Below are 26768 nucleotides of genomic sequence, written 5' to 3' on the forward strand. Positions count from 1 at the left end.
CAGGAAGCGGCGATGACGAATCCGTCCGACGAGCCGAAGCGGCTCGAGTTCGATACGACGCCCGAGCGCACGCCCGGGCGTCTTGCGTTCGACGCGCCGGCCGCGCCCGGTGCGCCGGTCGCGCGTGCGTCGGCGCGGCCTGCACCCCAGGCGCTCGACTTCGGGCCGGCGCCGGCGTCCGATCGAGCCGTGCGCACGGCGCCCGCCGATGCGGTCGGCCGCGCGCTGTTCGGCGAATCGAATCATCCGCAGCTCGAAGCGTGCTTCCGCGCCGCGCAGGCCAGCTTTCCCAATCTCTATCCCGATTACGCGTCGCGCATCGAGCGGCATATCCGGCAACTGGTGCCGTTGAAGCTCGCGACGGTCGCGACGATCGGCGACGGCGCGCTGGAGACGGCCGGCAACCTCGTCGAGGCCGTCGCGGCGACGACGCGCGAATTCAACGAACTCGGCGCGGCCGACATGATGGCGGGGCTGCTCGCGCAGGCGACACGCAAGGCCGGCATGTTCGAACGCTGGTTCGGTGCGGCGTCCGGCCATGTCGACTACCGCGCGGCGCTCGGCGCGCTCAAGCAGTCGCTCGGCTTTTTCCCGCGCCGTACCGAGGCGCTCGCCGCGGAGGTTCGCCGTGCGGAGGAGAACCTCGTGGTCGTGCTCGCGGCGCTGAGCGCGGTGTCGGACGTCGTGCGGGCGCCGGACGATGCGGGCGTCGAGCGCACGCTGTTCGACCGCCGCAACATCGTCGGGCAGGCCGTGCAGCAGATCCGGATGCAGCCGGCGCAACTGCGCGGGCTCGACGAGCGCGTGACCGACCTGCTGTCGCGCGCCGATCACCTGATGAACGTCGTGCTGCCGGCGGCGCTGGCCGCGCGGCCGTCGCGCTGAGCGAACGATACGAGCGCATGCGCTTCGGCGCGCGCGGTCTCGTGTCGGGGGGCGCCACGGTTTCACGCGCGTGGCCGCGAGTCTGCTATCTTCCCGGGCATCTCATCGCTTTCCCGCCGATTCTCCATGACCGACCGCATCGTCGCCGCCTTCGATTTCGACGGCACCATCACGACTACCGACAGCTTTCGCCATTTCGTCCGCCATGCGGTCGGCACGCCGCGTTTCGCGTGGGCCGGGCTGCGGGCGCTGCCGTGGATCGTCGCGATGAAGGCCGGGCTGCTGTCGCGCGGCGACGCGAAGGCGAAGTTCGCATCGTTCGCGTTCGGGCCGATCCGCGAAGACGCGCTCGATGCGCAGGCGCGCAGGTTCGTCGACAGCTATCTGCCGAACCTCGTGCGTCCGGAGATGCTCGAGCGCATTCGCGAGCATCGCGCGCGCGGGCATGAAGTCGTGCTGGTCAGCGCGTCGCCTTCGCTGTATCTGGAGAAGTGGGCGAAGACGGCCGGCTTCGACGCCGTGTTGGCGACGCGGCTCGCGTTCGAGCGCGGCGTCTTCGCCGGGCGGCTCGACGGCGAGAACTGCTGGGGGCCGCAGAAGGTCGTGCGGCTGCGCGGATGGTGGGGCGACCGGCCGCCGCAGCAGTTGTTCGCATACGGCGACAGCCGCGGCGACAAGGAAATGGCCGAACTCGCGAACTGGTCGTGGATCCGCGGGCAGGGGCCGATGCCGCCGATCGGCGATCGATGAAGCGCCGATGCGCTGACGCGCGCCGTCGGCGTTACGCGTCGGCTTGCGCGGGGTGCGTGCCGCGAGACGGGCGATAGCCGCCCCAGCGATTCGCGCGCGCGAACGTGCCGACGTCGTTGAAGCGCACGCCGACTTCGCGCATCGCCGCGTGCGCGGTGCGCGCGGTCAGTTGCCGGATGTAGAACGGATCGCGCACCACGAAGTGATGGATCGCGTGCGTGCTGCCGAAATTGAAGCAGAACAGCTGGAACGGCAGCATCCACCACGGGTTCAGTACCTGCGTCTGCTGGATCACGTTGCGCGAATCGATGTCGCCGAAATAGTGCATGTTCGAGCTGACGAAGTTGATGCAGAAGCTGCGCACGAAGTTCGGCCCGAGCCACACCACCGCCAGGAAATCGACGACGCGCATCACGTGCTCGACGACGGCCGGCACCGTCACCGCGTAGCCGAATGCATGCAGCGCGAACAGGCCGACGTGATAGACGACGAACGCATGCCATAGCGTGTAGTACAGGTGGCCGATCGGCATGTAGGACGACACCTGCTCGACGCGCAACTGCAGGCGCTCGGACGGATCCTGCACCGGCTGCGCGGCCACGTACTGTTTCACCTTGCGGCGCATCGCGGCGGGCCGCAGCACGACGACGAGCATGCCGTCCGCGATCATCAGCAGGCGCTTCACCCCCCAGCGTTCGCCGTTGGTGATGCCGAATTCCTCGAGATCCGATTCGCCGCCCGACACCTTGTGGTGATGCAGGTGCATGCGCCGGCGCGTCCACGGGTTGATCGTACCGGGCCGCGTGAGCCAGCACAGCGCCATCATCAGGTGATACGCCCACGGCGTCTTTTTGAAGTACATCAGATGGATCAGGTCGTGCTCGAGCTCGTGGATCAGCGACGTGACGAACGCGGCGAGCGGCAGCGCGACGTACCACGCGATCGCGCCGCGCGCATACAGCCATGCGATCGCGAGCATCGCGCTCACCGACACGGCCATCACGGTCGCGCCGACGAGGTTCTGGTTGTCGAGCAGCGGAAAGCGCGCGCGGATCACGTCGCTCGCGGCGTTGACTTCGCGGCGGACGTACGCGACCTTGTCGGCGTCGTTTCGAAAGACGGTTCGTGCGGGTAGGCTCATCGACCGGAATCCGTGCGGAAAGAGTAGGGCGCAATGCCGATATGACAAGCATAGGCGCGTGCCGGAGCGCATGCGAGGGCCGGCGGTGCCAATGGTGGTGTCATTTCGGGCCACGTTGGCCGGCAATCCGCGGTCGATGCGCCGATACGTGGCTAGAGTGCCGCCGCGGTGTCATTGCGGGCCAGCGACGCTACAATCCGCCGAAACCGCCCGGAGTGAGCCGCATGGTCCCGTCCGTTCCGGATGCCGCGCGCCAGTTGAACAAGGCGACGGTGTCGTCCGCGTATGCGTTGTTCATGCTGATGCTGGCCGAGGAGCGCGGCATCGACGGCGGCCGCATTCTCGCCGGCTCGGGAGTCGAGCGCGACCGGCTCGCGCAGCCCGATGCGCGCATCACGCCGCTGCAGCAGGCGACGATCGTGTTCAACCTGCTCGATGCGACCGGCGATCCGTCGATCGCGATCGAGATCGGCTTGCGCAGCAGCCTGACGAAGGCGGGGCTGATCGGCTTCGGGCTGATGAGTTGCGCGACGCTCGGCGAGGCGATCGCGCTCGGCATCCGTTACCTGCCGACGCGCGTGCCGTTTTTCTCGGTGCGGCTCGCGCAGCTCGACGGCATCGTCGACATCGACGTGTTCGAAGCGTTTCCGCTCGGCCGGCTGCGCCAGTTCGCGGTGGAAAACTTCCTGGTCGAGACCGCGATCCTGTTCAATTCGCTGCTGTATCCGACCCCGGGGCGCACGCTGCAGTCGCGTGCCGAACTCCACTTCGAATGGCCCGAGCCGCCGTGGTTCGAGCGTTATCGCGCGCGGCTGCCGCGCTGCCATTTCGATGCGAGCGCGAACCGCATCCGGTGCGACGCCGCGCTGCTCGACGAGCCGATCGGCACCGCGAACGCGCAGACCGCGCAGATGATCGTCCAGCAGTGCGAGGCGGAGCTCGCGCGGCTCGGTTATGCGGAGAGCATCGTCGAGCGCGTGCGCAATCTGCTGATCTGCGACGAAGGCGGCTATCCGTCGGTCGACGCCGTCGCGCGCGAGTTGCACGTGTCGGCGCGCACGCTCAAGCGCAAGCTCGCCGAATACGGCGCGACCTATTCGGCGCTGCTCGACGAGATCCGGCTGCGCGACGCGCTGCGGCTGCTGGAAGGCACACGGCTGCCGGTCGACGAGATCGCGGCGCGCGTCGGCTATACCGACCGCGCCAATTTCACGCGCGCGTTCAAGCGCTGGACGGGCGTTGCGCCGAGCGAGCGGCGCTGAACGCCGGGCCCGCATCGGCGTGCCGGCTCCCGCTCGCGCGCCGACGCTTCTTCAAGCCTTCCTGCCTTCAGACGATCGCGATCCAGTTCGCGCCGCGGCCTCCCGGCACGCGCGCGTGCAGCGACAGCGTGCCGTCGTCCGGCGCGATCGCATACACCGCCACGTGTTCCGACTGTTCGCCGCAGGCGACGAGCCAGCGTCCCGACGGATCGATCGCGAACCCGCGCGGCTGGGTTTCGGTGGCCGTCGCGTGTGCGGGCTCGAACGAGCCGTCTTCGTGGCGGCGATAGCAGAGCAACCGGCTCGACGTGCGTTCGCTGACGTACGCGAAACGCATGTCGGGCGTCAGGTGCAGATCGGCGGCCCACACGGACGGCTCGGCGGGGGCGGGCGGACGCGCATGGCCTTGCGCGAGGTCGGCCACGGCCGGGTGGCGCGCACTCACGCGTGCGTCGCCGAGCCGGCCGGTGTCGGTGTCGCGGGCGAAGGTTGCGAGCGTGCCCTGGAATTCGCTGACGACGACCAGCGTGCGGCCGTCATCCGCGAACCGCAGGTGACGCGGACCGAAGCCGGCCGGCACGCGCGTCTCGCCGTGTTCGACCGCGCGCAAGCCGGCGGCGTCCTCGACGAGCGCGAAGCCGAACACGCGGTCCGAGCCGAGCGAGCTGACGTACGCGAAACGGTCGTCCGGCGACACGATCACCGCGTGCGCGTTCGCGATGCCGCCCGCGACTTGCAGCGGCGCGCCGTCGCCGTCGCGCACGCGTGCCGCATCGTAGAGGCTCAGCGAATTCCCGCCGTACGATGCGCCGAGCAGCCAGCGGCCGCTGCGGTCGAGCGACAGGTACGCATGGCTCGCGTCGATCGCGGTCGTGCCGATGCGCGCGAGCGCGCCCGTGGCGGAGATGCGGAATGCGACGATCGTCGGCTGTTCGCCGCGCGTCGCGACGTAGAGCCGCGTGCGGTCGGCCTGCACGGCGATCGGCATCGCGACGTCGGCGGCGGGATAGCGGGCGAGCGGCGCGAGCGTGCCGTCGCCGGCGAGGGAGAACGTGGCGAGGTCGCCGTCGGCGGCATTCGAGACGACGACGGTCAGGCGGTCAGTGTTCGGCATGGCGGAGCATCGAGGCGTGCGTGAGGGATTCGTCGGCCGGCCGGCCGCGCGGCGGATCGCTGCGCCGCTGCGTGCGCGCGAACAGCGCGGCGACCGCGGCGACGAGCGAAGCGATCGCGAGCGCATACAGCCCGCCCGTGATCGAACCCGTATGTTGCTTCAGATAGCCGAAGGCCGTCGGCGCGACGAAGCCGCCGAGGTTGCCGACCGAATTGATCAGCGCGATCACGGCCGCGGCCACGCGCGTGTCGAGATAGCCCTGCGGGATGGGCCAGAACAGCGACGCCGCCGCCTTGAAGCCGAGCGCGGCAAAGCAGATCGACGCGAACGACCACACCGGATCGGGCGACGTCGACGCGAACAGCCCGCACGCGGCGAGCACGAGCGCGAACGCGAGCCAGCGCTGCGGATGCTTCCATTTCGACGACAGCACCGCGAAGCCGTACATCGCGCCGATCGCGATCATCCACGGAATGGTGTTGTACAGGCCGACCTGGAAATCGGTGAGGCCGCCCATCTTGCGGATGATGGTCGGCAGCCAGAACGTGGCCGCGTAGATCGTCAGCTGGATCGAGAAGTACAGGAAGCAGAACAGCATGATCTGCGGATCGCGCAGCAGCGTGGTGGCGCGCACCGGCACGTTCGAGCGGACGTCGCGCGTGGCGCGCTCGTCGTCGAGCGCGTTCTGGAGCGCCGTGCGTTCAGCCGGCGTGAGCCACGTCGCGTCGCGGATATGCGATTTCAGCAGCAGCCAGCTCGCGCCGCACAGTGCAACCGAGAACAGCCCCTCGATCAGGAACATCCATTGCCAGCCTTCGAGGCCGAAGCCGTGGATCGACAGCAGCGCGCCGGTGACGGGCCCGGACAGCACCGACGCGAACGCGGAGCCGCCGAGGAAGATCGCCATCGCCTTGCCGCGCTCCTGCGGCGGCAGCCATTGCGACAGGTACAGCACGACGCCGGGGAAGAAGCCGGCCTCGGCCGCGCCGAGCAAAAAGCGCAGCACGTAGAACGACGTGTCGTTCCACACGAACGCCATCGCGGCCGCGACGATGCCCCACGTCGCCATGATCCGCGCCAGCCATACGCGCGCGCCGTAGCGCTGCATCAGCAGGTTCGACGGCACTTCGAACAGCGCATAGCCGACGAAGAACAGCCCGGCGCCGAGCCCGTACGCGGCCGCGCCGATGCCGATCGACGCTTCGAGATGGCGATCGACGAAGCCGACGTTCACGCGGTCGATGTAGTTCGCGATGAACATGATCAGCACGAGCGGCAGCACGTGCCACTTCACTTTCGAGACGGCGGATGCGAGCGGGTCGCGGCCGGGCAGGGCGGACGAGGGCGGGTTCAACGGTGTCTCCGGTCGGGCGGCGGACGGGGCGGTGGCCCCGCGTCGGCGTCTGGGTGGCGGTTTGTGTAGTACGTCGTCGTATGACATGGTACGCCGGAGTATCGGGGATGGCGTCGCGGGTTTACCCGGAAATCTCCCAATGATGGTGAAGTTTTCGACAAGAGATGTTCTGCTCGAAACATCTGATGACGTATGACATCAAGCCAGTTGCCGTCGCGACGAGCGGTGCCCTCGCGGGAGGTCGTACTGCATATGAAGAAGCTCGGCGCGATCGCGTTCAACGACGCGCAGGCGACTCGCCAGCCGTTTGCGGCGGAGGGCGGCTACGTTCCATCGACGGATGCGCTCGCGGTTGCGGCAAAATACCTCGCGTGCGAACCCGGCGACGGGCGCGACGCTCGCCGCGAACCGCGGCGATTTCATGCCTTGACGACGGAGCAACGGATCATGCAGGACAACCAGTACGCGCGGCATGTGTTCGCGTTCAACGGCGACGCGGACGGCCTGTGCGCGCTTCAGCAGTTGCGGCTCGCGCAACGCGTGCAGGGCACGCTCGTGACCGGCGTGAAGCGCGACATCAGGCTGCTCGAGCGTATCGACGCGGGCGCAGGCGACCTCGTCACCGTGCTCGACGTGTCGCACGACCAGAACCGCGACGCGTGCGCGCGGCTGCTGCGCGACGGCGCGACGGTCCGTTACTTCGATCATCACTTTGCAGGCGAACTGCCGGACCATCCGCGCTTCGACGCGCATATCGACACGGCGGCCGACGTCTGCACCAGCGCGATCGTGAACCGCCATCTCGGCGGCCGGTACGCGCGCTGGGCGATCGTCGCGGCATTCGGCGACGAGCTGCCGGCGCTCGGCGATGCGCTGGCGCGCGAGCACGGCGTCGACGAAGCCGAGCGTTGCGTGCTCGCGGAACTCGGGCGCTATCTGAACTACAACGCATACGGCGAGTGCGTCGGCGATCTGCATTTCGATCCGGCGGCGCTCGCCGACGCGATGCTGCCGTGCATCGATCCGCTCGATTTCGTGCGCGAGACGGCCGTGTTCGCCGCGCTGCGCGACGGTTACCGCGACGACATGGCGCGCGCATGCGCGCTCGCGCCGGTGCGCGAGGTGCCGGGCGCGACGCTCGTGCGGATGCCCGATCTCCCGTGGGCGCGGCGCGCGACCGGCATGCTCGCGAACGAGCGGATGCGCAACGCGCCGCATGCGGCGCTCGCGGTGCTGTCGCCGCGCGCGGACGGCGGGCTCGTCGTCAGCGTACGCGTGCCCGACGGCCGGCCGATCGGCGCGGACGAGTTCTGCCGCGGCTTCTCGACCGGCGGCGGGCGCAAGCGCGCGGGCGGCATCAACCATCTGCCGGAAGCCGAGTTCGATGCGTTTGCCGAGCGCTTCGAGGCCGCGTTCCGGCTCGATTGACGCGACGCATCGTAATGACCCGATCGGTCGGTCGCATCGGCGGCACGGTCGGCCCGTGGGGCCGCCGCAGCGCGATGCGATGCGTTCGGCGTTGCACCGGCCGTGCGGGTGCGCGGTGCGCACGAACCGCTCGACGCACCGCAGCCGGAGAAATATGCCGCGCGTGCCGCCTTCCGGCAGTGCGATTTCCATCGAATTGAAGCGGATCGTGCGGCTGCACGCGGTGGCGCGGTGGCGTGCTGGCCGAGACGGCCGGCGTCGACGCTGTGCAGCGCAGCCGCGACAATACGCGTCTCTTTTTGCTTTCGCCATCGAGGTGCCTGCCCATGTCCACCCGGCAGTCCGTTGCCCCCGCGATCGTCTGGTTCCGCGACGATCTGCGCGTGACCGATCAGCCCGCGCTGACGCGCGCGGTCGCATCCGGCCGGCCGCTCGTCTGCGTCTTCGTCGACGACACGGGCGCCGGCGCCGGGCCCGCGCTCGGCGGTGCGGCGCGCTGGTGGCTGCACGGGTCGCTGGCAGGGCTCGACACCGCGCTCGCGCGGCAGGGCGGGCGCTTGTTGCTGTTGCGCGGCGACGCGCAGCGCGAGATCGAGCGCCTCGTCGGCGATACGGGCGCGGCGGCCGTGTACTGGAACCGTCGCTATGCGCAGCCGCAGCGTGATGCGGATGCGGCGCTGAAAGCGTCGCTCAAGGCGCGCGGCGTGACGGTGGAGAGCAGCAACGGCAGCCTGCTGAACGAGCCGTGGGAGGTGCTGACGGGCAGCGGCGGCCCGTATCAGGTGTTCACCGCGTACTGGCGCGCGGTGCGGCGAGATCGCACGGTTGCCGTGCCGCTGCCGGCACCCGGGCGGATCGCGTTTCATCCATGGCCGAAGGCCGTGCGCGACCGCGCGCTGGCGCTCGACGCGCTCGCGTTGCGTGCGCATGCGCCGGACTGGGCCGGCGGCTTGCGCGATGCGTGGCCGGCGCCCGACGAGGCCGGCGCGCAAGCGCGACTCGACATGTTTCTGACGACGTCGCTCGCCGGCTATGCGCAGGCGCGCGATCGGCCCGACCTTCCGACGACGAGCCGGCTGTCGCCGTTCCTGCGATTCGGCAACGTGTCGCCGCGACAGGTGTGGCATGCGGTGCAGGGCGCCGCGAGTGCAGGCGGCGCGGCGTATGCGGCGCACGCCGACAAATTCCTCAGCGAGCTCGGCTGGCGCGAATTCAGCTACATGCTGCTGTATCACTTCCCGGCGCTCGCGACCGACAACTTCCGCGCGCAATTCGATGCGATGCCGTGGCGCGACGATCCTGCGGCGTTACGTGCATGGCAGCGCGGGCGGACCGGCTACCCGCTCGTCGATGCGGGCCTGCGCGAGCTGTGGACGACCGGCTGGATGCACAACCGCGTGCGGATGGTCGTCGCGTCGTTCCTCGTCAAGCATCTGCTGATCGACTGGCGCGCGGGCGAAGCATGGTTCCGCGACACGCTGGTCGACGCCGATCCCGCGAACAATGCGGCGAGCTGGCAATGGGTAGCCGGCTGCGGCGCCGATGCCGGACCGTATTTCCGCATCTTCAATCCGGTCGCGCAGGGGCGGAAGTTCGACCCGGACGGCGCGTACGTGCGGCGCTGGGTGCCCGAGCTTGCCGGCCTCGACGATGCGTCGATCCATGCGCCCTGGGAAGTGTCGCCGCTGGCGCTCGACGCGGCCGGTGTACGGCTCGGCGTCGACTACCCGGCGCCGCTCGTCGAGCACGCGGCCGCGCGCGCCCGGGCGCTCGATGCGCTGGCGGCGTTGCCGAAGCGCCGTTGACCGTCCGCTCCGGTTTGCCGCATCAATTGCAGAGCGCGACGTGCTCGAGCAGCGCGTACGCGACGCCCGAATCGAAATAGGCCGCGCCGCACCACGCGACGAACGCGAGCGTGCCGGCCGCCAGTGCCGCGCGGATCATGCCCATGCCGCGTTGCCCGGTGCCGGGCGCGCGACACGCGCGTCGTCGATTGGCAGGTGCAGCAGCGCCGCGAGCACGCCGAGCGCGATCGAACCGATCCACAGCGGCAGGTACGAATGCGTCGCGTCGTACACGATCGCACCGAGCCACACGCCGAAGAAGCTGCCGAGCTGGTGCCCGAAGAACACGAAGCCGAACAGCGTCGCGATGTAGCGCACGCCGAACACCTGCGAGATCACGCCGTTCGTCAGCGGCACCGTGCCGAGCCACGTGAATCCCATCACGGCCGCGAACCCGTAGACGCTCGCGGGCGACAGCGGCACGGCGACGAACGCGGCCATCGCGCATGCGCGCACGAGGTACAGCACCGACAGCACGTACTTGCGCCGCAGCAGCCCGCCCAGATGCCCGCACGCGTAGGTGCCGGCCACGTTGGTCAGCGCGATCAGCGCGAGCGCGACGCTTGCGTGGCGCGCCGGCAGCCCGTGGTCGAGCAGATATGCGGGCAGGTGCGTCGCGATGAACGCGAGCTGGAAGCCGCACGCGAAGAAGCCCGCGTTCAGCAGCCAGAAGCCGCGATGCGCGAACGCCTCGCGCACGGCTTCGCCGATCGACTGGCCGGGGCCGGCTGAAGCGCCGGCTGCCTGCGCGGGCCGGTCGCGCAGCAGCACGGCGAGCGGTGCGAGCAGCGCGGCGACGAGCGCCAGCGCGACGAACGCGTGCCGCCAGCCGATGTCGCCGATCAGTTCCTGCGCGACGGGCACCATGCAGAACTGGCCGAGTCCGCCGATCGCGCCGGCGATACCGAGCGCCCAGCCGCGCCGGTCGGGCGGGAACAGGCGGCTCAGCGCGCCGTAGATCGACGCGAACGCCGAGCCCGACAGCGCGACGCCGATCACGAGCCCGGCGCCGACCGTGAACAGGCCGGTCGACGCAGCATGCGCCATCGTGATGAGCCCGGCCGCGTACAGCAGCATGCCGGCGACGATCACGCGCACCGAGCCGAAGCGGTCGGCCACCATCCCGGTGAATGGCTGTGCGACGCCCCAAATCAGGTTCTGCAGCGCCAGCGCGAGCCCGAACGCTTCGCGCGACCAGCCGTGGTCGAGCGAGACGGGTGCGAGGAACAGGCCCTGCACGTGGCGGATGCCGAGCGCGGCGCCCATGATCAGACCGCCTGCCAGCACGGGCAGCCAGCGGCGCCGGACTTCCTGCTCGATCGGGGTCATGCGTGTCTCCGGATGAAGGCGCGCGGCGAAACGGCCGCGCTCGATCCCGATTAGACGAGCGGGGCGGCCGACGCTCAAGCGATCATTCGGTCAGGTTGGCATGCGCAACGGGAATGCGAAGAGGGCGGCCGTTGCTTGCGCTCACGCGCATCCGCGCCGCGGGCTCAGGCCGACGTCGTATCGTGCGCGTGCATCGCCGCGTCGCATTCGGCCGCTTCGGCGAGTATCCAGTCGCGCACGTCGGCGACTTCGCGGCGCGGGGCCGGATCGTGCTGGAACAGCCAGTAGCCGTACGTTTCCGAGCGCGTTTGCGTGTGCGGCCCGAGCACCGCGAGCCGGCCGTCGGCGAGCATCGGCGCGACGAGCGCGAGCCGGCCGAGCGCGATGCCCTGGCCCGCGATCGCGGCCTGGATCACCTGGTCGTACTGGTTGAAGCGCAGCACGCCTTTCGGGCGCGCATCGCCGAGCCCCGCCGCGTGCAGGTGTGCGTGCCACTGCAGATGCGGTTGCGGCGGCCCGTCGAATTCGAGCAGCACGTGATCGGCGATCGCCGCCGCGCTCGCGACCGGCCGCGCGGCGAGCGCGGGATGCGCGACCGGCACGACGATCTCGTCGAACAGGCGCAGCGCACCGGCCGGCGCACGGTCGCGCGGGCAGTAGCGGATGCCGAGGTCGATGCCTTCGGCGCGCAAATCGAGTACCTTGTCGTTCGCGGCGACGCGCAGGTCGATCGCGGGCAGCCGCGCCTGCAACCGTCCGAGCCGAGGCAGCAGCCAGAGCGCGGTCACGCCGATGCTGGCGGTGATCGTCACGGGCTGGCGCTCGCGCACGGCGGCGAGCGACGCGACGGTGTCCTGCAGGCTGTGCAGCGCCGCATCGGCGACGCGGAACAGCCGCTCGCCTTCCGGCGTGAACGCGATCTTCCGGTAGCCACGCTGCAGCAAGGTGACGCCGAGATGCGCTTCGAGCGCATGGACCTGGCGGCTGACCGCCGACTGCGTGACGCACAGGTCCTGCGCGGCGAGCGTGATGCTCATGCGGCGGCCGACGGCGACGAAACCGCGGACGAGATCGAGCGACGGGAGACGGACGAGTGGCGTTGACATGCGCGTGGCTCATGCGAACGGAGCAGCAAGATTGGTTGAGAACGCGGCACGCGTCAAGTTCAATGGAGGCGGGTCGATCGCGGAAGAGGGGCTGAGTAAGCCCGAGGCGCCCGCCCGGACCGGCCGCGAAGCATGGGATTCCAGTAAGCGCTGAAGCGCCGACTGGGGTCGACAGGAGACACGATGACGATTTCGAACGAGGAAAGCGGCGCGGCGCCAGGCAGCCGCGCGGCGGGCGCATTGCCGCCCGAGCCCGTGACGCTGCGCGCGGCCGACGGCTACCTGTTGCGCGGCCATGTCTGGCGCCATCGCGGCGGCGGCGTGCGGCCCGTGACGGTCGTCAATTGCGCGACGTCGGTGCGCTGCGACTACTACTTTCGTTTCGCGGCGTGGCTGTTCGCGCAGGGGCGCGACGTGCTCGTCTACGACTATCGCGGCATCGGCGGGTCGCGCCCGGCGCAGCTTGCGAAGCTGCGCGCGACCTGGCTCGACTGGGGCCGGCTCGATTGCGAGGCCGCGCTGCATTACGCGCGCGACGCGTTTCCGGGTCAGCCGCTCGATGTGGTCGCGCACAGCATCGGCGGCTGCGTGCTCGGCCTCGCGGCATCGAACGTGCACGTGCGGCATGTGGTGACCGTCGGCGCGCAGTATGCGTACTGGCGCGATTACCTGCCCGCCGAGCGGCGCCGCATGTGGTGGAAGTGGCATGTCGCGATGCCCGCGCTCGCGGCCGTGTTCGGCTACGTGCCCGCGAAGCGGCTCGGCTGGATGGAGGACACGCCGCGCGGTATCGCGCTGTCGTGGGCGCGTTCGCGGCCGCGTTTCGAGGATGGCTACATCGGCAGCGTGCTCGACGACGGCGCGGCGAGCCGCGCCGCGTTGCCGGCGCGCTTCGCGGGGCTGTCGGCGCCGATGCTCGCGATCGGCCTCGACGACGACGCGTTCGGCACGGTCGACGCGATCGAGCGGCTGGTCGGCTATTACACGGGCAGCAACGTCACGCATCTGCGGATCGCGCCGGCCGACATCGGCGTCGATGCGATCGGCCATTTCGCGTTTTTCCATAGCCGCTTCACCGACACGCTGTGGCCCGTCGCGTCGTACTGGCTGCAACACGGCGTGCTGCCGGCCGATGCGCCGGGCGCCGTGCATGCGCTCCACCCGGCGTCGCGCGGACGGCTGTCGGGGAGCGGCGCGCCGGGCAGGGCCGCGAACGGATGACCCGGCGCATCCGAACGTCACCCGCTCTCGTGGCTTGCTTTCCGATCCGGCGGCAGCCGCCGCAGGCAGGCGCGATCGATTAACATCGGACGTTTCGTCTTAAAGCCCAGCGAGCTGCCGCGCGCCGATGTCCATTCCGTCCGATTCCGCTTCTCCCGTTGCAACGCCGCACGCGTGGCGCGTGCATGCGCTCGACGTGCCGCCCGCCGCGACGCGCGCCGGCGTGCGGGTCGCGCGCGTCGATTTCGACTGGCGCGTGCCGCTCGTGTCGCCCGCGTATGCGGTGCTGAGCGACGACGAACGCGCACGCGCCGCGCGCTTCCTGCGGCATGAGGATGCGGTACGCAGCGCCGCGACGCGCGCCGCGCTGCGCGACGTGCTCGGCGCGGCGCTCGGCATCGCCGCGCACGCGGTCGCGATCGTCGTCGACGCATCGGGGCGGCCGTCGCTGGACCGCATGCATCGCGCGGCGCTCGATTTCAACGTGTCGCACGCAGGCGATCATGCGCTGATCGCGTGGGCGCCGGCGGGCCGCGTCGGCGTCGATATCGAGGGCTGCAACCGCGCGGCCGACTGGCGCGCGCTGACGCGCGAAGTGTGCGCGCCTGCGGAGGTCGCGTATCTCGACGGCCTGCCGCCCGGCGCGCGCGAGCGCGAATTCATGCGGGTGTGGTCCGCGAAGGAGGCGCTGCTCAAGGCGCTCGGCACCGGCATCGTCGGCGGGCTGCGCGCGTTCGCGGTCGTGCCGCCGCGCGATGCCACGACGCCTGCGACGACGGTCGTCGAGCCGGCCGCGCCCGCCGCCGGCGTCGCGGCGTTCGACGCCGCGTGGCTCGACGCGGCGCCCGGCTACGCGGCGTGCGTCGCGTGGACGCGCGCGTAGGCCGGGGCCGGCGCGCTGCGCTTACTCGAGCGGCGCGTCGTTCGGCGCCGCATAGCGCGCCTTGATCGCGTCGCTCATCGGAAAGTCGAACGCCAGCCCCTTCGGCGGCACCGGCTTCATGAACCATTTGTCGTACAGCGCGTTGATCTCGCCGCTTTTCATCAGTTGCACGAGCACGCCGTCGACGAGTGCCTTGAACTGCGGATCGTCCTTGCGCAGCATGAATCCGTAGGCTTCCGACGATTGCGGCGTGCCGACGATCTGCCAGTCGGCCGGTTTCGCGGCGAGCTGGCGCACGCCCGCGAGCAGCACGTCGTCCATCATGTACGCGGCCGCGCGGCCCGATTCGAGCGTGAGGCGTCCTTCGCCGTAGTCCTTTGCGCTGATGATCTGCATGTTCATCTTCTTTTCCTCGTTCATCTTGCGCAGCAGGCGTTCGGATGTCGTGCCCTGGTTCGTCACGACCGTCTTGCCGGCGAGATCGGGGAAGTCGCGGATGCCCGAGTTCGTGCGCGTGAGCAGGCGCGTCGTCGCGACGAAGAAGGTGGTCGAGAACGCGACCTGCGCATGGCGCGCGGCGAGATTGGTCGTCACGCCGCATTCGAGATCGACGGTGCCGTTCTGCACCAGCGGAATGCGGTTCTGCGAGGTGACCGGAATGAAGCGCACCTGCAGGTCGGGCTTGCCGGTGCGCGCCTTCACCGCGGCGATCACGCGGTCGCACAGGTCCTGCGAGAAGCCGATGACCTTGCCGCCCGCATCGACATACGAGAACGGCACCGACGTTTCGCGATGGCCGATCGAAATCAGGTTGGCCTGCCGGACTTTCTCCAGCGTGCCGGACGACGGCTCGGCCGCGAAGGGCGCGCTGCACGCGAGCGCGCACGCGGCGACGAGCAGGGGGCCGCCGACGCGGGCGGCGAATCGTGACGGGAAGGGCATGGCGGTCTCCGGAGCGAATGGTGATTCGTATGTTGCCAAAGACAAAATGATTGCAACATATGTTAATGCCCGGTCCTGGCAGGCCAGTCCGGCGGGGCTGCGGGGCATCAGGGAAACTCCCGAGTCGAAATCGGCGAAAAACGGGTTGTCTAGACAAGTTGACGTGGCTACACTTCAATCCATTCCGAACTTGTCTAGACAGGATTGCTCACATGATTACGTTGACCCCCGGCCACCTGACCCTCCCGCAACTGCGCCGGATCGCTCGCGAATCCGTGCAACTGAAGCTCGACCCGGCGAGCTTCGCGAAGATCGACGCGGGCGCGAAGGCCGTCGCCGACATCGCCGCGAAGGGCGAGCCGGCCTACGGCATCAACACGGGCTTCGGCCGCCTGGCGAGCACCCACATCCCGCACGACCAGCTCGAACTGCTGCAGAAGAACCTGGTGCTGTCGCACGCGGTCGGCGTCGGCGAGCCGATGGCGCGCTCGTCGGTGCGCCTGCTGATGGCGCTGAAGCTGTCGAGTCTCGGCCGCGGTCACTCGGGCATCCGCCGTGAAGTGATGGACGCGCTGATCACGCTGTTCAACGCCGACGTGCTGCCGCTGATTCCGGTGAAGGGCTCGGTCGGCGCATCGGGCGACCTCGCGCCGCTCGCGCACATGTCGGCCGTGCTGCTCGGCGTCGGCGAAGTGTTCATCCGCGGCGAGCGGGCGAGCGCGCTCGACGGCTTGCGCGTCGCGGGCCTCGCGCCGCTGACGCTGCAGGCGAAGGAAGGCCTGGCGCTCCTGAACGGCACGCAGGCGTCGACGGCGCTCGCGCTCGACAACATGTTCGCGATCGAAGACCTGTACCGCACCGCGCTCGTCGCGGGCGCGCTGTCGGTCGACGCGGCAGCCGGCTCGGTGAAGCCGTTCGACGCGCGCATCCACGAACTGCGCGGCCATCGAGGCCAGATCGACGCGGCCGCGTCGTACCGCGAACTGCTCGAAGGCTCGCCGATCAACCAGTCGCACCGCGACTGCGACAAGGTGCAGGATCCGTACAGCCTGCGCTGCCAGCCGCAGGTGATGGGCGCGTGCCTGGACCAGATGCGCCATGCGGCCGACGTGCTGCTGGTCGAAGCGAACGCCGTGTCGGACAACCCGCTGATCTTCCCGGATACCGGCGAAGTGCTGTCGGGCGGCAACTTCCACGCCGAGCCCGTCGCGTTCGCGGCCGACAACCTCGCGCTCGCCGCGGCGGAAATCGGTGCGCTGGCCGAACGCCGCATCGCGCTGCTGATCGATGCGACGCTGTCGGGCCTGCCCCCGTTCCTCGTGAAGGACGGCGGCGTGAACTCCGGCTTCATGATCGCGCACGTGACGGCGGCCGCCCTCGCGTCGGAAAACAAGACGCTCGCGCACCCGGCGTCGGTCGATTCGCTGCCGACTTCCGCGAACCAGGAAGACCACGTGTCGATGGCGACGTTCGCCGCGCGCAAGCTCGCCGACATCGCGGACAACACGAAGCACATCCTCGCGATCGAACTGCTGGCCGCCGCGCAGGGCGTCGACCTGCGCGCGCCGTACTACACGAGCCCGAAGCTCGCGCCGGTGATGGAAATCATCCGCAGCCAGGTCGCGCACTACGAACTCGACCACTATTTCGCGCCGGACATCGCGGTGATCGCGAAGCTCGTCGGCGAGCGCGCGTTCGCGAAGGTCGCACCGTTCTCGTTCGCATCGGAACAGTAAGCCGATGAGCGCGCCGGTCTACCAGGAGATCAAGGACTTCATCCTGGCCCGCATCCACGCCGGCGAGTGGGAGGAGGGCGACCAGGTGCCGTCCGAGAACGAGCTGGCGCGCGAGTTCAAGGTGGCACGCATGACCGTCAACCGCGCGCTGCGCGAGTTGACGGCCGAGCAGGTGCTCACGCGCATGAAGGGCGCGGGCACCTACGTCGCGCGGCCGAAGTACGAGTCGACGCTGGTGGCGATCCGCAGCATCTCCGAGGAAGTCGGTGCGCGCGGGCATGCGTATCGCGCCAGCGTGCTCGGGCTCGACACGATCCGCGCCGACGAGGCGCTCGCCGACGAGATGCAGGTGGCCGTGCGCACGAAGCTGTTTCATTCGCAGGTGCTGCACTTCGAGAACGACGAGCCGGTGCAGCTCGAAGAACGATGGGTGAATCCGGCGGTCGCGCCGGATTACGCCGAGCAGGATTTCACGAACACGACGCCGAACCTGTACCTGATGCGCGCGGCGCCGCTGCAGCGCGTCGAGTACCGGATCGAAGCGGCGGCGCCGGCACCGGAGCGGCGCGAGCAGCTGCGGATGGACGACGTCGAACCGTGTCTGGTTTTACATCGGCGCACCTGGTCGCAGGGCGTCGTCGCCTCGGTGGCGAATCTGTGGCATCCCGGCAGCCGTTATCGCTTCACCGGGCATTTCTGATTCCTTATTGATATTCATTTTCCTTCGGGAGCAGTCGTCATGAACCATCCGAAACACATCGATCCCCGCCTCGATCCGACGCGCACGATCCGCGCGCCGCGCGGCAGCGAGAAAACCTGCAAGACCTGGCTGGCCGAAGCGGCCTACCGGATGATCCAGAACAACCTCGATCCGGAAGTCGCCGAGCATCCGCATGCGCTCGTCGTGTACGGCGGCATCGGCCGCGCGGCGCGTAACTGGGAATGCTACGACCAGATCCTCGCGTCGCTGAAGGATCTCGAAGAGAACGAAACGCTGCTGATCCAGTCGGGCAAGCCGGTCGGCGTGTTCCGCACGCACAAGGATGCGCCGCGCGTGCTGCTCGCGAACTCGAACCTGGTGCCGCACTGGGCCAACTGGGATCACTTCCACGAGCTCGATCGCAAGGGCCTGATGATGTACGGCCAGATGACGGCCGGCAGCTGGATCTACATCGGCAGCCAGGGCATCGTGCAGGGCACCTACGAAACCTTCTTCTCGGTCGCGAACCAGCACTTCAACGGCGATCCGTCGGGCCGCTGGATCCTGACGGGCGGTCTGGGCGGGATGGGCGGCGCGCAGCCGCTCGCCGCGACGATGGCCGGCTTCTCGATGATCGCGGTCGAATGCGACGAGACGCGTATCGACTTCCGCCTGAAGACGCGCTACGTCGACAAGAAGGCGACGACGCTCGACGAAGCGCTCGGCATGATCGACGAAGCGAAGCGCACCGGCAAGCCGGTGTCGGTCGGCCTGCTCGGCAATGCAGCCGACGTGTTCGCGGAACTCGTCACGCGCGGCATCACGCCGGACTGCGTGACCGACCAGACGAGCGCGCACGACCCGATCAACGGCTACCTGCCGCAAGGCTGGACCGTCGCGCAATGGCGCGAAGCGCAGAAGGTCGATCCGCAGAGCATCGTGAAGGTCGCGAAGCAGTCGATGGCCGTCCAGGTGCGCGCGATGCTGGCGCTGCAGGAACGCGGTGCCGCGACGCTCGACTACGGCAACAACATCCGCCAGATGGCGCTGGAAATGGGCGTCGAGAACGCATTCGACTTCCCGGGCTTCGTGCCGGCGTACATCCGCCCGCTGTTCTGCGAAGGCAAGGGCCCGTTCCGCTGGGTCGCGCTGTCGGGCGATCCGGAAGACATCTACAAGACCGACCAGAAGGTGAAGGAGCTGATCCCCGACGATCCGCACCTGCACAACTGGCTCGACATGGCGCGTGAGCGCATCGCGTTCCAGGGCCTGCCGGCACGGATCTGCTGGGTCGGCGTGAAGGATCGCTATCGCCTCGGCCAGGCGTTCAACGAGATGGTGAAGAACGGCGAACTGAAGGCCCCGATCGTGATCGGCCGCGACCACCTCGACACCGGTTCGGTCGCGAGCCCGAACCGCGAGACGGAATCGATGAAGGACGGGTCGGACGCCGTCAGCGACTGGCCGCTGCTCAACGCGCTGCTGAACACTGCGGGCGGCGCATCGTGGGTATCGCTGCATCATGGCGGCGGCGTCGGCATGGGCTTCTCGCAGCACTCGGGTGTCGTGATCGTCGCCGACGGGACGGCCGACGCGCACGAGCGTCTCGGTCGCGTGCTGCTGAACGACCCGGCGACCGGCGTGATGCGCCATGCGGATGCCGGCTACGAACTCGCGCAGCAGACGGCTCGCGAAGCCGGCCTGAAGCTGCCGATGCTCGGCCGCTGAGCATGACGGCGCTCGATCAGGCGCCGGCGACCGCCGCGCTGATCCGCGGCGCGGATCTCGTTGCGTCGCCGTGGAAGAACGGCGGCGGCGTGACGCGCGAGATCGGCGCGTTCCCGCCGGGTGCTGCGCTCGACGCGTTCGCATGGCGCGTGAGCGTCGCGGACGTCGGCACGGCCGGGCCGTTCTCGCGTTTCGACGGCGTCGACCGCACGCTCGTGCTGCTGTCCGGCGCGGGCATGACGCTCGTCGAAGCGGGCGGCACGCGGCACGTGCTCGACGCACCGCTGGCACGCGCGGATTTCGCGGGCGAGACGGCGATCGATGCGACGCTGCACGACGGCGCGACGCGCGACTTCAACCTGATGACGCGCCGTTCGGCCGCGCGCGGGTCGGTCGACGTATGGCCCGAGGGCATGCACCGCATCGAGTGCGCCGATACCGTCCTGCTGTTCTGCGCAACGGGTGCGGTCGGCGTCGAGATCGACGGCGCGCACCACGCACTGCAGGAAATGGACACGTTGCGGCTCGACGGGCCGCGGCGTGCGTTTGACGTCGTCGTGAGCGGAAGCGGCGCGCTGCTCGCCGTCTCGCTCACCGTCGGCGAACGAGACTGAACGCATGAAACCGACTGTCTGGCATCACCTGAGGCTGTGTCCGCACGGCCATCCCGACGAGACGATCGACGACGCGGCGATTGCCGTCGACGAAACCGGCGCGATCGCGTGGCTCGGCGCGTTGTCCGCGCTGCCGCACGGCTATGCGCATTGGCATCGCGAGGACTTGCACGGCGCGTGGGTGACGCCGGGCCTCGTCGACTGCCATACGCACCTCGTGTATGGCGGCACGCGTGCCGACGAGTTCGCGCAGCGCCTCGCCGGCGTCAGCTACGAGGAGATCGCGCGGCAGGGCGGCGGGATCGTGTCGACGGTGCGCGCGACGCGCGCGGCCGACGAGACGACGCTGTTCGTGCAGGCCGCCGCGCGCCTGCAGCCGCTGCTCGCCGAAGGCGTGACCGCGATCGAGATCAAGTCGGGCTACGGGCTCGATCTCGCGAGCGAGCGCAAGATGCTGCGCGTCGCGCGCCAGCTCGGCGAGCGCTTCCCGGTCACGGTCTACACGACCTTCCTCGGCGCGCATGCGCTGCCGCCCGAATATGCGGGGCGCGCGGACGCGTACATCGACGAAGTCTGCGACCGGATGCTGCCGACGCTGGCCGACGAAGGACTCGTCGATGCGGTCGACGTGTTCTGCGAGCGCATCGGCTTTTCGCTCGCGCAGACCGAGCGCGTGTTCGAGGCCGCGACGCGGCGCGGGTTGCCGGTGAAGCTGCATGCGGAGCAACTGTCGAATGCGGGCGGGACGGCGCTCGCCGCGCGTTACCGCGCGCTGTCCGCCGACCACCTCGAATTTCTCGACGAAGCCGGTATCGAGGCGATGAAGGCGGCCGGCACGGTCGCCGTGCTGCTGCCCGGCGCGTACTACTTCATCCGCGAAACGCAACTGCCGCCGATCGAGCTGCTGCGCAAGCACGGCGTGCCGATCGCACTCGCGACCGATCACAACCCCGGCACGTCGCCGCTCGAATCGCTGCTGCTGACGCTGAACATGGGCTGCACGCTGTTCCGCATGACGGTGCCCGAGGTGCTGCAGGGTGTCACGCGCCACGCGGCCGCGGCACTCGGCCGCGCGGATCGCCACGGCGCGCTCGAGGTCGGCCGCCAGGCCGATTTCGCTGTGTGGTCGGTCGGCTCGCTGGCCGAGCTGGCCTACTGGATCGGCCGGCCGCTGTGCGAGCAGGTCGTACGCGGCGGCACGACCGTGTTTCGCCGGATGAACGGATAAGTTTCGCGACGGACCGGGCCGGGTCGTGACGGCCCGGTCCGGCCGACGCTTTGCATGGGACCGGACCGGTGCGCAACGGCGCCCTCCGGTCGATCGCCGCGAGGCAGGCGCTGGGCGTGACGCGCGCGCCTGCCGGCCGCGGCACCGGGCCGGACGAGACGCTGACGCGCTCGAGCCGGTCGATGAGGACTCGCCATGACCGATACCCTGTTGTTCGCGGACCATGCCTACCTGCCCGATGGCTGGCGCCGCAACGTGCTGCTGCGCTGGGACGCAACCGGCACGCTGACCGACGTGACGCCCGACACCGATGCACCGGCGCGTGTCACGCGTGCGGCCGGGCCGGTGCTGCCCGGCATGCCGAACCTGCATTCGCACGCGTTCCAGCGCGCGATGGCGGGGCTCACCGAATACCGCGCGAATCCCGCCGATAGCTTCTGGAACTGGCGCGACCTGATGTACCGTTTCGCACTGAAGATCACGCCCGACGCGCTCGCGGCGATTGCACGCTGGCTGTATGTCGAGATGCTCAAGTGCGGCTACACGTCGGTGTGCGAATTCCACTACGTGCATCATGCGCAGGACGGCTCGCGCTATCCGCGGATCGCGGAGCTCGGCACGCGCGTGGTCGATGCGGCGCGCGCGGCCGGCATCGGCATCACGATGCTGCCCGTGTCGTACCAGTTCGCCGGCTTCGGCAACAAGCCGCCGCGCGACGACCAGCGCCGCTTCATCAACACCCCCGACGGCGTGCTCGAACTGCTCGACGCGATGCGTCGCGCGGCGCCCGAACACGGCGGGCTGCGCTACGGCGTCGCGCCGCATTCGCTGCGCGCGGTGTCCGAGAGCGGGCTGCGCGTGCTGCTCGATGGGCTGCCCGACGATGCGCCGGTGCATATCCACATCGCCGAGCAGACGGCCGAAGTCGACGACTGCGTCCGTGCCTACGGCGCACGCCCCGTACAATGGCTGCTCGATCGCTTCGACGTCGATGCGCGCTGGTGCCTCGTGCACGCCACGCACGTCGACGCGGCCGAGACGGCGGCGCTCGCGAAGCGTCGCGCGGTCGCGGGCCTGTGCCTGACGACCGAAGCGAACCTCGGCGACGGCGTGTTCCCGGCGGTCGACTATCTCGCGCAGGGCGGCGTGATCGGCGTCGGCTCGGACAGCCACGCGTCGGTCGAATGGCGCTCGGAGCTGCGCCTGCTCGAATACGGGCAGCGGCTCGTGCACCGCGCGCGCAACGTGCTGGCGAGCGAGTCGCAGGCGCACGTCGCCGATCGCCTGTTCGATGCGTCGCTCGCGGGCGGCGCGCAGGCGAGCGGGCGGCGCATCGGTGCGCTGCGTGCAGGCTGTCGCGCCGACTGGCTCGTGCTCGACCCCGATCATCCGGCGATCGCCGAGCACGGCAGCGCGGCATGGCTGTCGGGCATCGTGTTCGCCGAGCACGGCGAGACGCCGGTGCTCGACGTCTACACGGGCGGCGAGCGCGTCGTGAGCGGCCGCCGCCATCGCGACGAAGCCGCCGCGTATGCCGACTACCGCGCCGCGCTGGCGCAACTGCTGCGCTGATGCGCGGCAACCGGCGCACGCCGCATGCGTGCGCCGGCAGACTCTTACACGGTGAGGCGACATGACTGAACAACCGGCTGTATTCACGTTGAAGCAGGGCACGCTGCCGCTGCTGATCTCGATTCCGCACGCAGGCACGTACATCCCCGACGACATCGCCGCGACGATGACGCCCGATGCGCGCTTCGTCGACGATTGCGACTGGCATCTCGAGCGGCTGTACGGCTTCGCGGCCGATCTCGGCGCATCGATCCTCGTGCCGTCGCACGCGCGCTACGTCGTCGACCTGAACCGTCCGCCCGACAACGAGAACCTGTATCCGGGGCAGGACACGACGGGGCTCGTGCCGGTCGATACGTTCGACAAGGCGCCGCTGTATCCTGAGAATGCACTGCCCGGCAACGACGAGATCATGCGTCGCCGCGATCGCTACTGGCTGCCGTATCACGACGCGCTGCAACGCGAGATCGCACGCCTGAAGGGCGAACACGGCCGCGTGCTCGTGTGGGAAGCGCATTCGATCCGCTCGCACGTGCCGCGTTTCTTCGAAGGCCGCCTGCCGGATTTCAACTTCGGCACGTCGAGCGGCGCGAGCGCGGCGCCCGGTCTCGCGGAGGCGCTGGCTGCGCGCGTGCTCGCGCATGGCGGCTATACGGCCGTCGCGAACGGGCGCTTCAAGGGCGGCTACATCACGCGTCACTATGGCGTGCCCGATACCGGCGTCGAAGCCGTGCAACTCGAACTGTCGCAGATCACCTACATGGAAGAGACGCGTCCGTACGCGTACGACGAAGCGCGTGCCGCGCGGATCGTGCCGCTGCTGCAAACGCTCGTCGAAACCGCACTTGCGCATCGTTGAGCATCGGCCGCCTGTATGCGGCAGCGCGGCGCGACAGGGCGTCCCCCCCGTCGACACGTAGCAGGCAAGCCGGTGCAATGCACAAAACGGCATCGATCCGCGCGGTCGATGCCGTTTTTTTCGTCTGATCGACGTCGTCATCGACACCTGAAAATTTGACGCAATTTTTAAGTGATATAAGCTGAATGTCAGGAAGTCGTCACGCGCGTACCGGCGGCGAGGCCATCGACGATGGTCGGACTGCGCCGGAATTCGTGCGAGACATCTTGCTCACGTGCCGCCACGCGGCATTGCGACACGTGTCCTGCCTTCATCAGTCAGTCGAGTACGATCGTGAAAGCCGCCAGCCCTTCGATACGCCGGACGCGAAGTCCGTCGGCGGGCGCGCCGCCTCAGGCCGGGCCGAACCGGCATGCTGATCGCGGCACGCGCGCCGCCCCGTTACGCGAGCCTCGCTTTTTCGCCATTTCCGATCGCGGCCCGCGCCGCTTCAATCTCGTGACCGCGCACGTGTTCAGCGCGGTGCAGTGCGACGGCAGCGCATCGTTGTTGCCCTAGCGTTCCTTTCCGCTTCCGTCCCGGACCGCACCGCCTGTTGCCGCAGCCTTCGCGCGGCAAGCTTGCGCCTGCGCTGGCGTTTTCGCTTGCGTGGCGCGATGGCGCGCGCGTGCGGCTCGTCCGAGAACCTGCATCGTTGTGCGCGCAAGCGTGTCGCGCGCCATCACCGGAGAGACGCCGATGCGTGCGCGACCGATCGTAGCCGTTACCGCCGACCGCATCCTGCGCGGTGCGCATCCGAACCACGCGGCGGGCGAGAAGTACCTCGCCGCCGTCGTCGACGGCGCCGGCGCGCTGGCGTTCGTGCTGCCCGCGCTCGGCGCGCGGCAGCCGGCCGATGCGATCGTCGCGGCCATCGACGGGCTGCTGTTGACCGGCAGCTATTCGAACGTCGAGCCGCATCATTACGGCGGCGCCGCGAGCGCGTCCGACATGCTGCACGATCCGGCGCGCGATGCGACCGCGTTGCCGCTGATCCGCGCGGCGATCGAAGCGGGCGTGCCCGTGCTCGCGATCTGCCGCGGCATGCAGGAGCTGAACGTCGCGTATGGCGGCACGCTGCATCAGCGGCTGCATGCGACGACCGGCTTCGACGACCATCGCGAACGGCCGGACGATCCGCTCGAACGGCAGTACGGCCCCGCGCACGTCGTGCAGTTCGCCCCCGGCGGCCTGCTGCAGCGGGTCGCGCGCGGCGCGCACGAGGCGACGGTCAATTCGCTGCACGACCAGGGCATCGCGCGCTTGGGCGCGGGGCTCGCGATCGAGGCGAGCGCGCCCGACGGACTGGTCGAGGCCGTCAGCGTGCGCGGCGCGCGCGCGTTCGCGCTGGGCGTGCAGTGGCATCCCGAGTGGCGCTACGCGGAGCAGCCGCTGTCGCGCGACATCTTCGCGGCATTCGGCGCGGCGTGCCGCGCGCACATGACGCACCGCATTCATGCGGCCGGCGGCGCGACGCCGGCTGCATCCGACATCGACTGAACGAGGCCGATCATGCAACCCGAACTGAGCGAATTCCTGCGACAGCACCGTATCACCGAAGTCGAAGCGATCATTCCCGACATGGCCGGCATCGCGCGCGGCAAGATCATTCCGCGCAACAAATTCGAATCCGGCGAATCGATGCGCTTGCCGCAGGCCGTGATGGTGCAGACCGTCACCGGCGACTATCCGGAGGACGGCACACTGACCGGCGTGACCGATCCCGACATGGTGTGCGTGCCCGATCCGTCGACGATCTGCCTGATCCCGTGGGCGGTCGATCCGACCGCGCAGGTGATCCACGATTGCGTGCATTTCGACGGCTCGCCGGTCGAGATCTCGCCGCGCTACGTGCTGCGCCGCGTGCTCGACCTGTACGAGGCGAAGGGCTGGAAGCCGGTCGTCGCGCCGGAACTCGAGTTTTATCTGGTCGACATGAACGCCGATCCCGACCTGCCGCTGCGTCCGCCGGTCGGTCGTACGGGGCGCGCGGAAACGGGCCGCCAGTCGTATTCGATCGAGGCCGTCAACGAATTCGATCCGCTGTTCGAGGACATCTACGAGTACTGCGAAATGCAGGGCCTCGATATCGAGACGCTGATTCACGAAGTCGGCGCCGCGCAGATGGAGATCAACTTCATGCACGGCGACGCGCTCTCGCTGGCCGATCAGGTGTTCCTGTTCAAGCGCACGGTGCGCGAGGCCGCGCTGCGTCACAACATGTATGCGACGTTCATGGCCAAGCCGATGGAAAACGAGCCGGGTTCCGCGATGCACATTCATCAGAGCCTTGCGGATATGCGCACCGGGCGTAATCTGTTCGCCGATGAAAACGGCGCCGTGTCGCCGCTGTTCCACAGCTATCTGGCGGGGCTGCAGAAGTACACGCCGGCGCTGATGCCGATCTTCGCGCCGTACATCAATTCGTACCGTCGCCTGTCGCGCTTCATGGCCGCGCCGATCAACGTGCAGTGGGGTTACGACAACCGTACGGTCGGATTCCGGATCCCGCAGTCGACGCCGGTCGCGCGGCGCATCGAGAACCGCATTCCGGGCGTCGACTGCAACCCGTACCTCGCGTTCGCGGCGACGCTCGCCGCCGGCTATCTCGGCATGATGCAGCAGCTCGCGCCGACCGAGCCGATCGCATCGGACGGCTACGACCTGCCGTACCAACTGCCGCGCAATCTCGAGGAAGGCATTTCGCTGATGGCCGCGTGCGAGCCGCTCGCCGGCATTCTCGGCGACAAGTTCGTGAAGGCCTACCTGGCGTTGAAGGAAACCGAATACGAAGCGTTCTTCCGCGTGATCAGCTCGTGGGAACGCAGGCATCTGCTGCTGCACGTGTGAGCGTGCGGCGCTGTTTGACGGAGAAAACATGACCGATCGAAACGAAGCTTTTTCGCCGCGCTCGACCGCCGATTTTCGCGCGCTCGACGCCGCCCACCACATCCACCCGTTCTCGGACATGGGCGCGCTCAATCGCGCGGGCAGCCGCGTGATCGTGAAGGCCGACGGCGTCTACCTGTGGGA

23 protein-coding genes and 1 pseudogene are annotated in these 26768 nt (G+C 69.2%); 17 read left to right on the forward strand and 7 right to left on the reverse strand.

Annotated features, from left to right (window positions below; translation table 11 throughout):
• Positions 1 to 12 precede the first annotated feature (12 nt).
• A complete protein-coding gene (locus WS89_RS13160; RefSeq protein WP_059504003.1) occupies positions 13 to 885 on the forward strand; it encodes a hypothetical protein in 873 nt (290 codons plus the stop codon).
• Positions 886 to 1011: 126 nt separating this feature from the next.
• Complete coding sequence (locus WS89_RS13165) at positions 1012 to 1635, forward strand: HAD family hydrolase (protein ID WP_034207802.1); 624 nt, start codon at positions 1012 to 1014, stop codon at positions 1633 to 1635.
• A 31-nt stretch (positions 1636 to 1666) separates the two neighbouring features.
• Here WS89_RS13165 and WS89_RS13170 read toward each other — a convergent pair whose 3' ends face one another.
• Positions 1667 to 2776 carry a fatty acid desaturase gene (locus WS89_RS13170; protein WP_059791374.1) on the reverse strand — a complete coding sequence of 370 codons (1110 nt, stop codon included), beginning with the start codon at positions 2774 to 2776 and terminating at the stop codon, positions 1667 to 1669.
• 224 nt (positions 2777 to 3000) lie between these two features.
• Between WS89_RS13170 and WS89_RS13175 the strand changes: the two genes are divergently transcribed.
• The gene (locus WS89_RS13175; RefSeq protein ID WP_059791376.1) at positions 3001 to 4038 is read left to right on the forward strand and encodes an AraC family transcriptional regulator; all 1038 of its coding nucleotides are present in this window, start codon (positions 3001 to 3003) and stop codon (positions 4036 to 4038) included.
• A 67-nt stretch (positions 4039 to 4105) separates the two neighbouring features.
• On the opposite strand, the gene WS89_RS13180 is transcribed toward WS89_RS13175, so the two are convergent.
• Both WS89_RS13180 and WS89_RS13185 read right to left on the reverse strand, forming a co-directional pair.
• A complete protein-coding gene (locus WS89_RS13180; RefSeq protein WP_059791378.1) occupies positions 4106 to 5152 on the reverse strand; it encodes a lactonase family protein in 1047 nt (348 codons plus the stop codon).
• Entirely contained in the window at positions 5139 to 6506 is a 1368-nt protein-coding gene (locus WS89_RS13185; protein WP_059791381.1) for an MFS transporter, read from the reverse strand. Before WS89_RS13185 ends, WS89_RS13180 begins: the two co-directional genes overlap by 14 nt.
• Positions 6507 to 6953: 447 nt before the next feature.
• On the opposite strand from WS89_RS13185, the gene WS89_RS13190 reads away from it, so the two are divergent.
• Together WS89_RS13190 and WS89_RS13195 are read left to right on the forward strand one after the other, a co-directional pair.
• Positions 6954 to 7934, forward strand: coding sequence for a hypothetical protein (locus WS89_RS13190; protein WP_034207941.1), 981 nt, complete (start codon positions 6954 to 6956; stop codon positions 7932 to 7934).
• Positions 7935 to 8260: 326 nt separating this feature from the next.
• Entirely contained in the window at positions 8261 to 9739 is a 1479-nt protein-coding gene (locus WS89_RS13195; protein ID WP_059791383.1) for a cryptochrome/photolyase family protein, read from the forward strand.
• A gap of 22 nt (positions 9740 to 9761) precedes the next feature.
• Here WS89_RS13195 and WS89_RS34635 read toward each other — a convergent pair whose 3' ends face one another.
• The 3 genes from WS89_RS34635 to WS89_RS13210 all read right to left on the reverse strand — a co-directional run bounded on the left by WS89_RS34635 (position 9762) and on the right by WS89_RS13210 (position 12213).
• Complete coding sequence (locus WS89_RS34635; protein WP_031401989.1) at positions 9762 to 9884, reverse strand: hypothetical protein; 123 nt, start codon at positions 9882 to 9884, stop codon at positions 9762 to 9764.
• On the reverse strand, positions 9875 to 11107 hold the full coding sequence (locus WS89_RS13205; RefSeq protein WP_059791385.1) for an MFS transporter: 1233 nt from the start codon (positions 11105 to 11107) through the stop codon (positions 9875 to 9877). Before WS89_RS13205 ends, WS89_RS34635 begins: the two co-directional genes overlap by 10 nt.
• Before the next feature lie 164 nt (positions 11108 to 11271).
• A complete protein-coding gene (locus WS89_RS13210; RefSeq protein ID WP_059503991.1) occupies positions 11272 to 12213 on the reverse strand; it encodes a LysR substrate-binding domain-containing protein in 942 nt (313 codons plus the stop codon).
• A 183-nt stretch (positions 12214 to 12396) separates the two neighbouring features.
• Between WS89_RS13210 and WS89_RS13215 the strand changes: the two genes are divergently transcribed.
• Both WS89_RS13215 and WS89_RS13220 read left to right on the forward strand, forming a co-directional pair.
• Positions 12397 to 13434, forward strand: a complete 1038-nt coding sequence (locus WS89_RS13215) for an alpha/beta hydrolase family protein (protein ID WP_059791387.1) — start codon at positions 12397 to 12399, stop codon at positions 13432 to 13434.
• A gap of 127 nt (positions 13435 to 13561) precedes the next feature.
• A complete protein-coding gene (locus WS89_RS13220; RefSeq protein WP_059791389.1) occupies positions 13562 to 14317 on the forward strand; it encodes a 4'-phosphopantetheinyl transferase family protein in 756 nt (251 codons plus the stop codon).
• 21 nt (positions 14318 to 14338) lie between these two features.
• Here WS89_RS13220 and WS89_RS13225 read toward each other — a convergent pair whose 3' ends face one another.
• Positions 14339 to 15259: a glutamate/aspartate ABC transporter substrate-binding protein gene (locus WS89_RS13225; protein WP_059791391.1), complete on the reverse strand. Its 921-nt coding sequence runs from the start codon at positions 15257 to 15259 to the stop codon at positions 14339 to 14341.
• A 212-nt stretch (positions 15260 to 15471) separates the two neighbouring features.
• Between WS89_RS13225 and hutH the strand changes: the two genes are divergently transcribed.
• The 10 genes and pseudogenes from hutH to WS89_RS33770 form a co-directional block, all read left to right on the forward strand.
• Entirely contained in the window at positions 15472 to 16995 is a 1524-nt protein-coding gene (gene hutH, locus WS89_RS13230; RefSeq protein ID WP_059791393.1) for a histidine ammonia-lyase, read from the forward strand.
• Positions 16996 to 16999: 4 nt separating this feature from the next.
• The gene (gene hutC, locus WS89_RS13235) at positions 17000 to 17695 is read left to right on the forward strand and encodes a histidine utilization repressor (protein WP_059578316.1); all 696 of its coding nucleotides are present in this window, start codon (positions 17000 to 17002) and stop codon (positions 17693 to 17695) included.
• Between the two features lie 39 nt (positions 17696 to 17734).
• Positions 17735 to 19423: a urocanate hydratase gene (hutU, locus tag WS89_RS13240; protein WP_059791395.1), complete on the forward strand. Its 1689-nt coding sequence runs from the start codon at positions 17735 to 17737 to the stop codon at positions 19421 to 19423.
• A 2-nt stretch (positions 19424 to 19425) separates the two neighbouring features.
• Complete coding sequence (locus WS89_RS13245) at positions 19426 to 20037, forward strand: HutD/Ves family protein (RefSeq protein ID WP_059503978.1); 612 nt, start codon at positions 19426 to 19428, stop codon at positions 20035 to 20037.
• A gap of 4 nt (positions 20038 to 20041) precedes the next feature.
• Positions 20042 to 21265: an imidazolonepropionase gene (gene hutI, locus WS89_RS13250; protein WP_059791398.1), complete on the forward strand. Its 1224-nt coding sequence runs from the start codon at positions 20042 to 20044 to the stop codon at positions 21263 to 21265.
• Positions 21266 to 21460: 195 nt separating this feature from the next.
• Complete coding sequence (locus WS89_RS13255) at positions 21461 to 22837, forward strand: formimidoylglutamate deiminase (RefSeq protein ID WP_059791400.1); 1377 nt, start codon at positions 21461 to 21463, stop codon at positions 22835 to 22837.
• Between the two features lie 61 nt (positions 22838 to 22898).
• Positions 22899 to 23696 (forward strand): N-formylglutamate deformylase, encoded by a 798-nt coding sequence (hutG, locus tag WS89_RS13260; protein ID WP_059791402.1) that lies wholly within the window; start codon positions 22899 to 22901, stop codon positions 23694 to 23696.
• Between the two features lie 738 nt (positions 23697 to 24434).
• Positions 24435 to 25235 (forward strand): gamma-glutamyl-gamma-aminobutyrate hydrolase family protein, encoded by an 801-nt coding sequence (locus tag WS89_RS13265; protein WP_059791411.1) that lies wholly within the window; start codon positions 24435 to 24437, stop codon positions 25233 to 25235.
• Positions 25236 to 25247: 12 nt separating this feature from the next.
• Positions 25248 to 26585 carry a glutamine synthetase family protein gene (locus WS89_RS13270; protein ID WP_059503968.1) on the forward strand — a complete coding sequence of 446 codons (1338 nt, stop codon included), beginning with the start codon at positions 25248 to 25250 and terminating at the stop codon, positions 26583 to 26585.
• Between the two features lie 28 nt (positions 26586 to 26613).
• Positions 26614 to 26768, forward strand: a pseudogene (locus WS89_RS33770) (aspartate aminotransferase family protein); the annotation flags it as partial.

Source organism: Burkholderia sp. MSMB1072 (assembly GCF_001524725.1).
GTDB lineage: Bacteria > Pseudomonadota > Gammaproteobacteria > Burkholderiales > Burkholderiaceae > Burkholderia.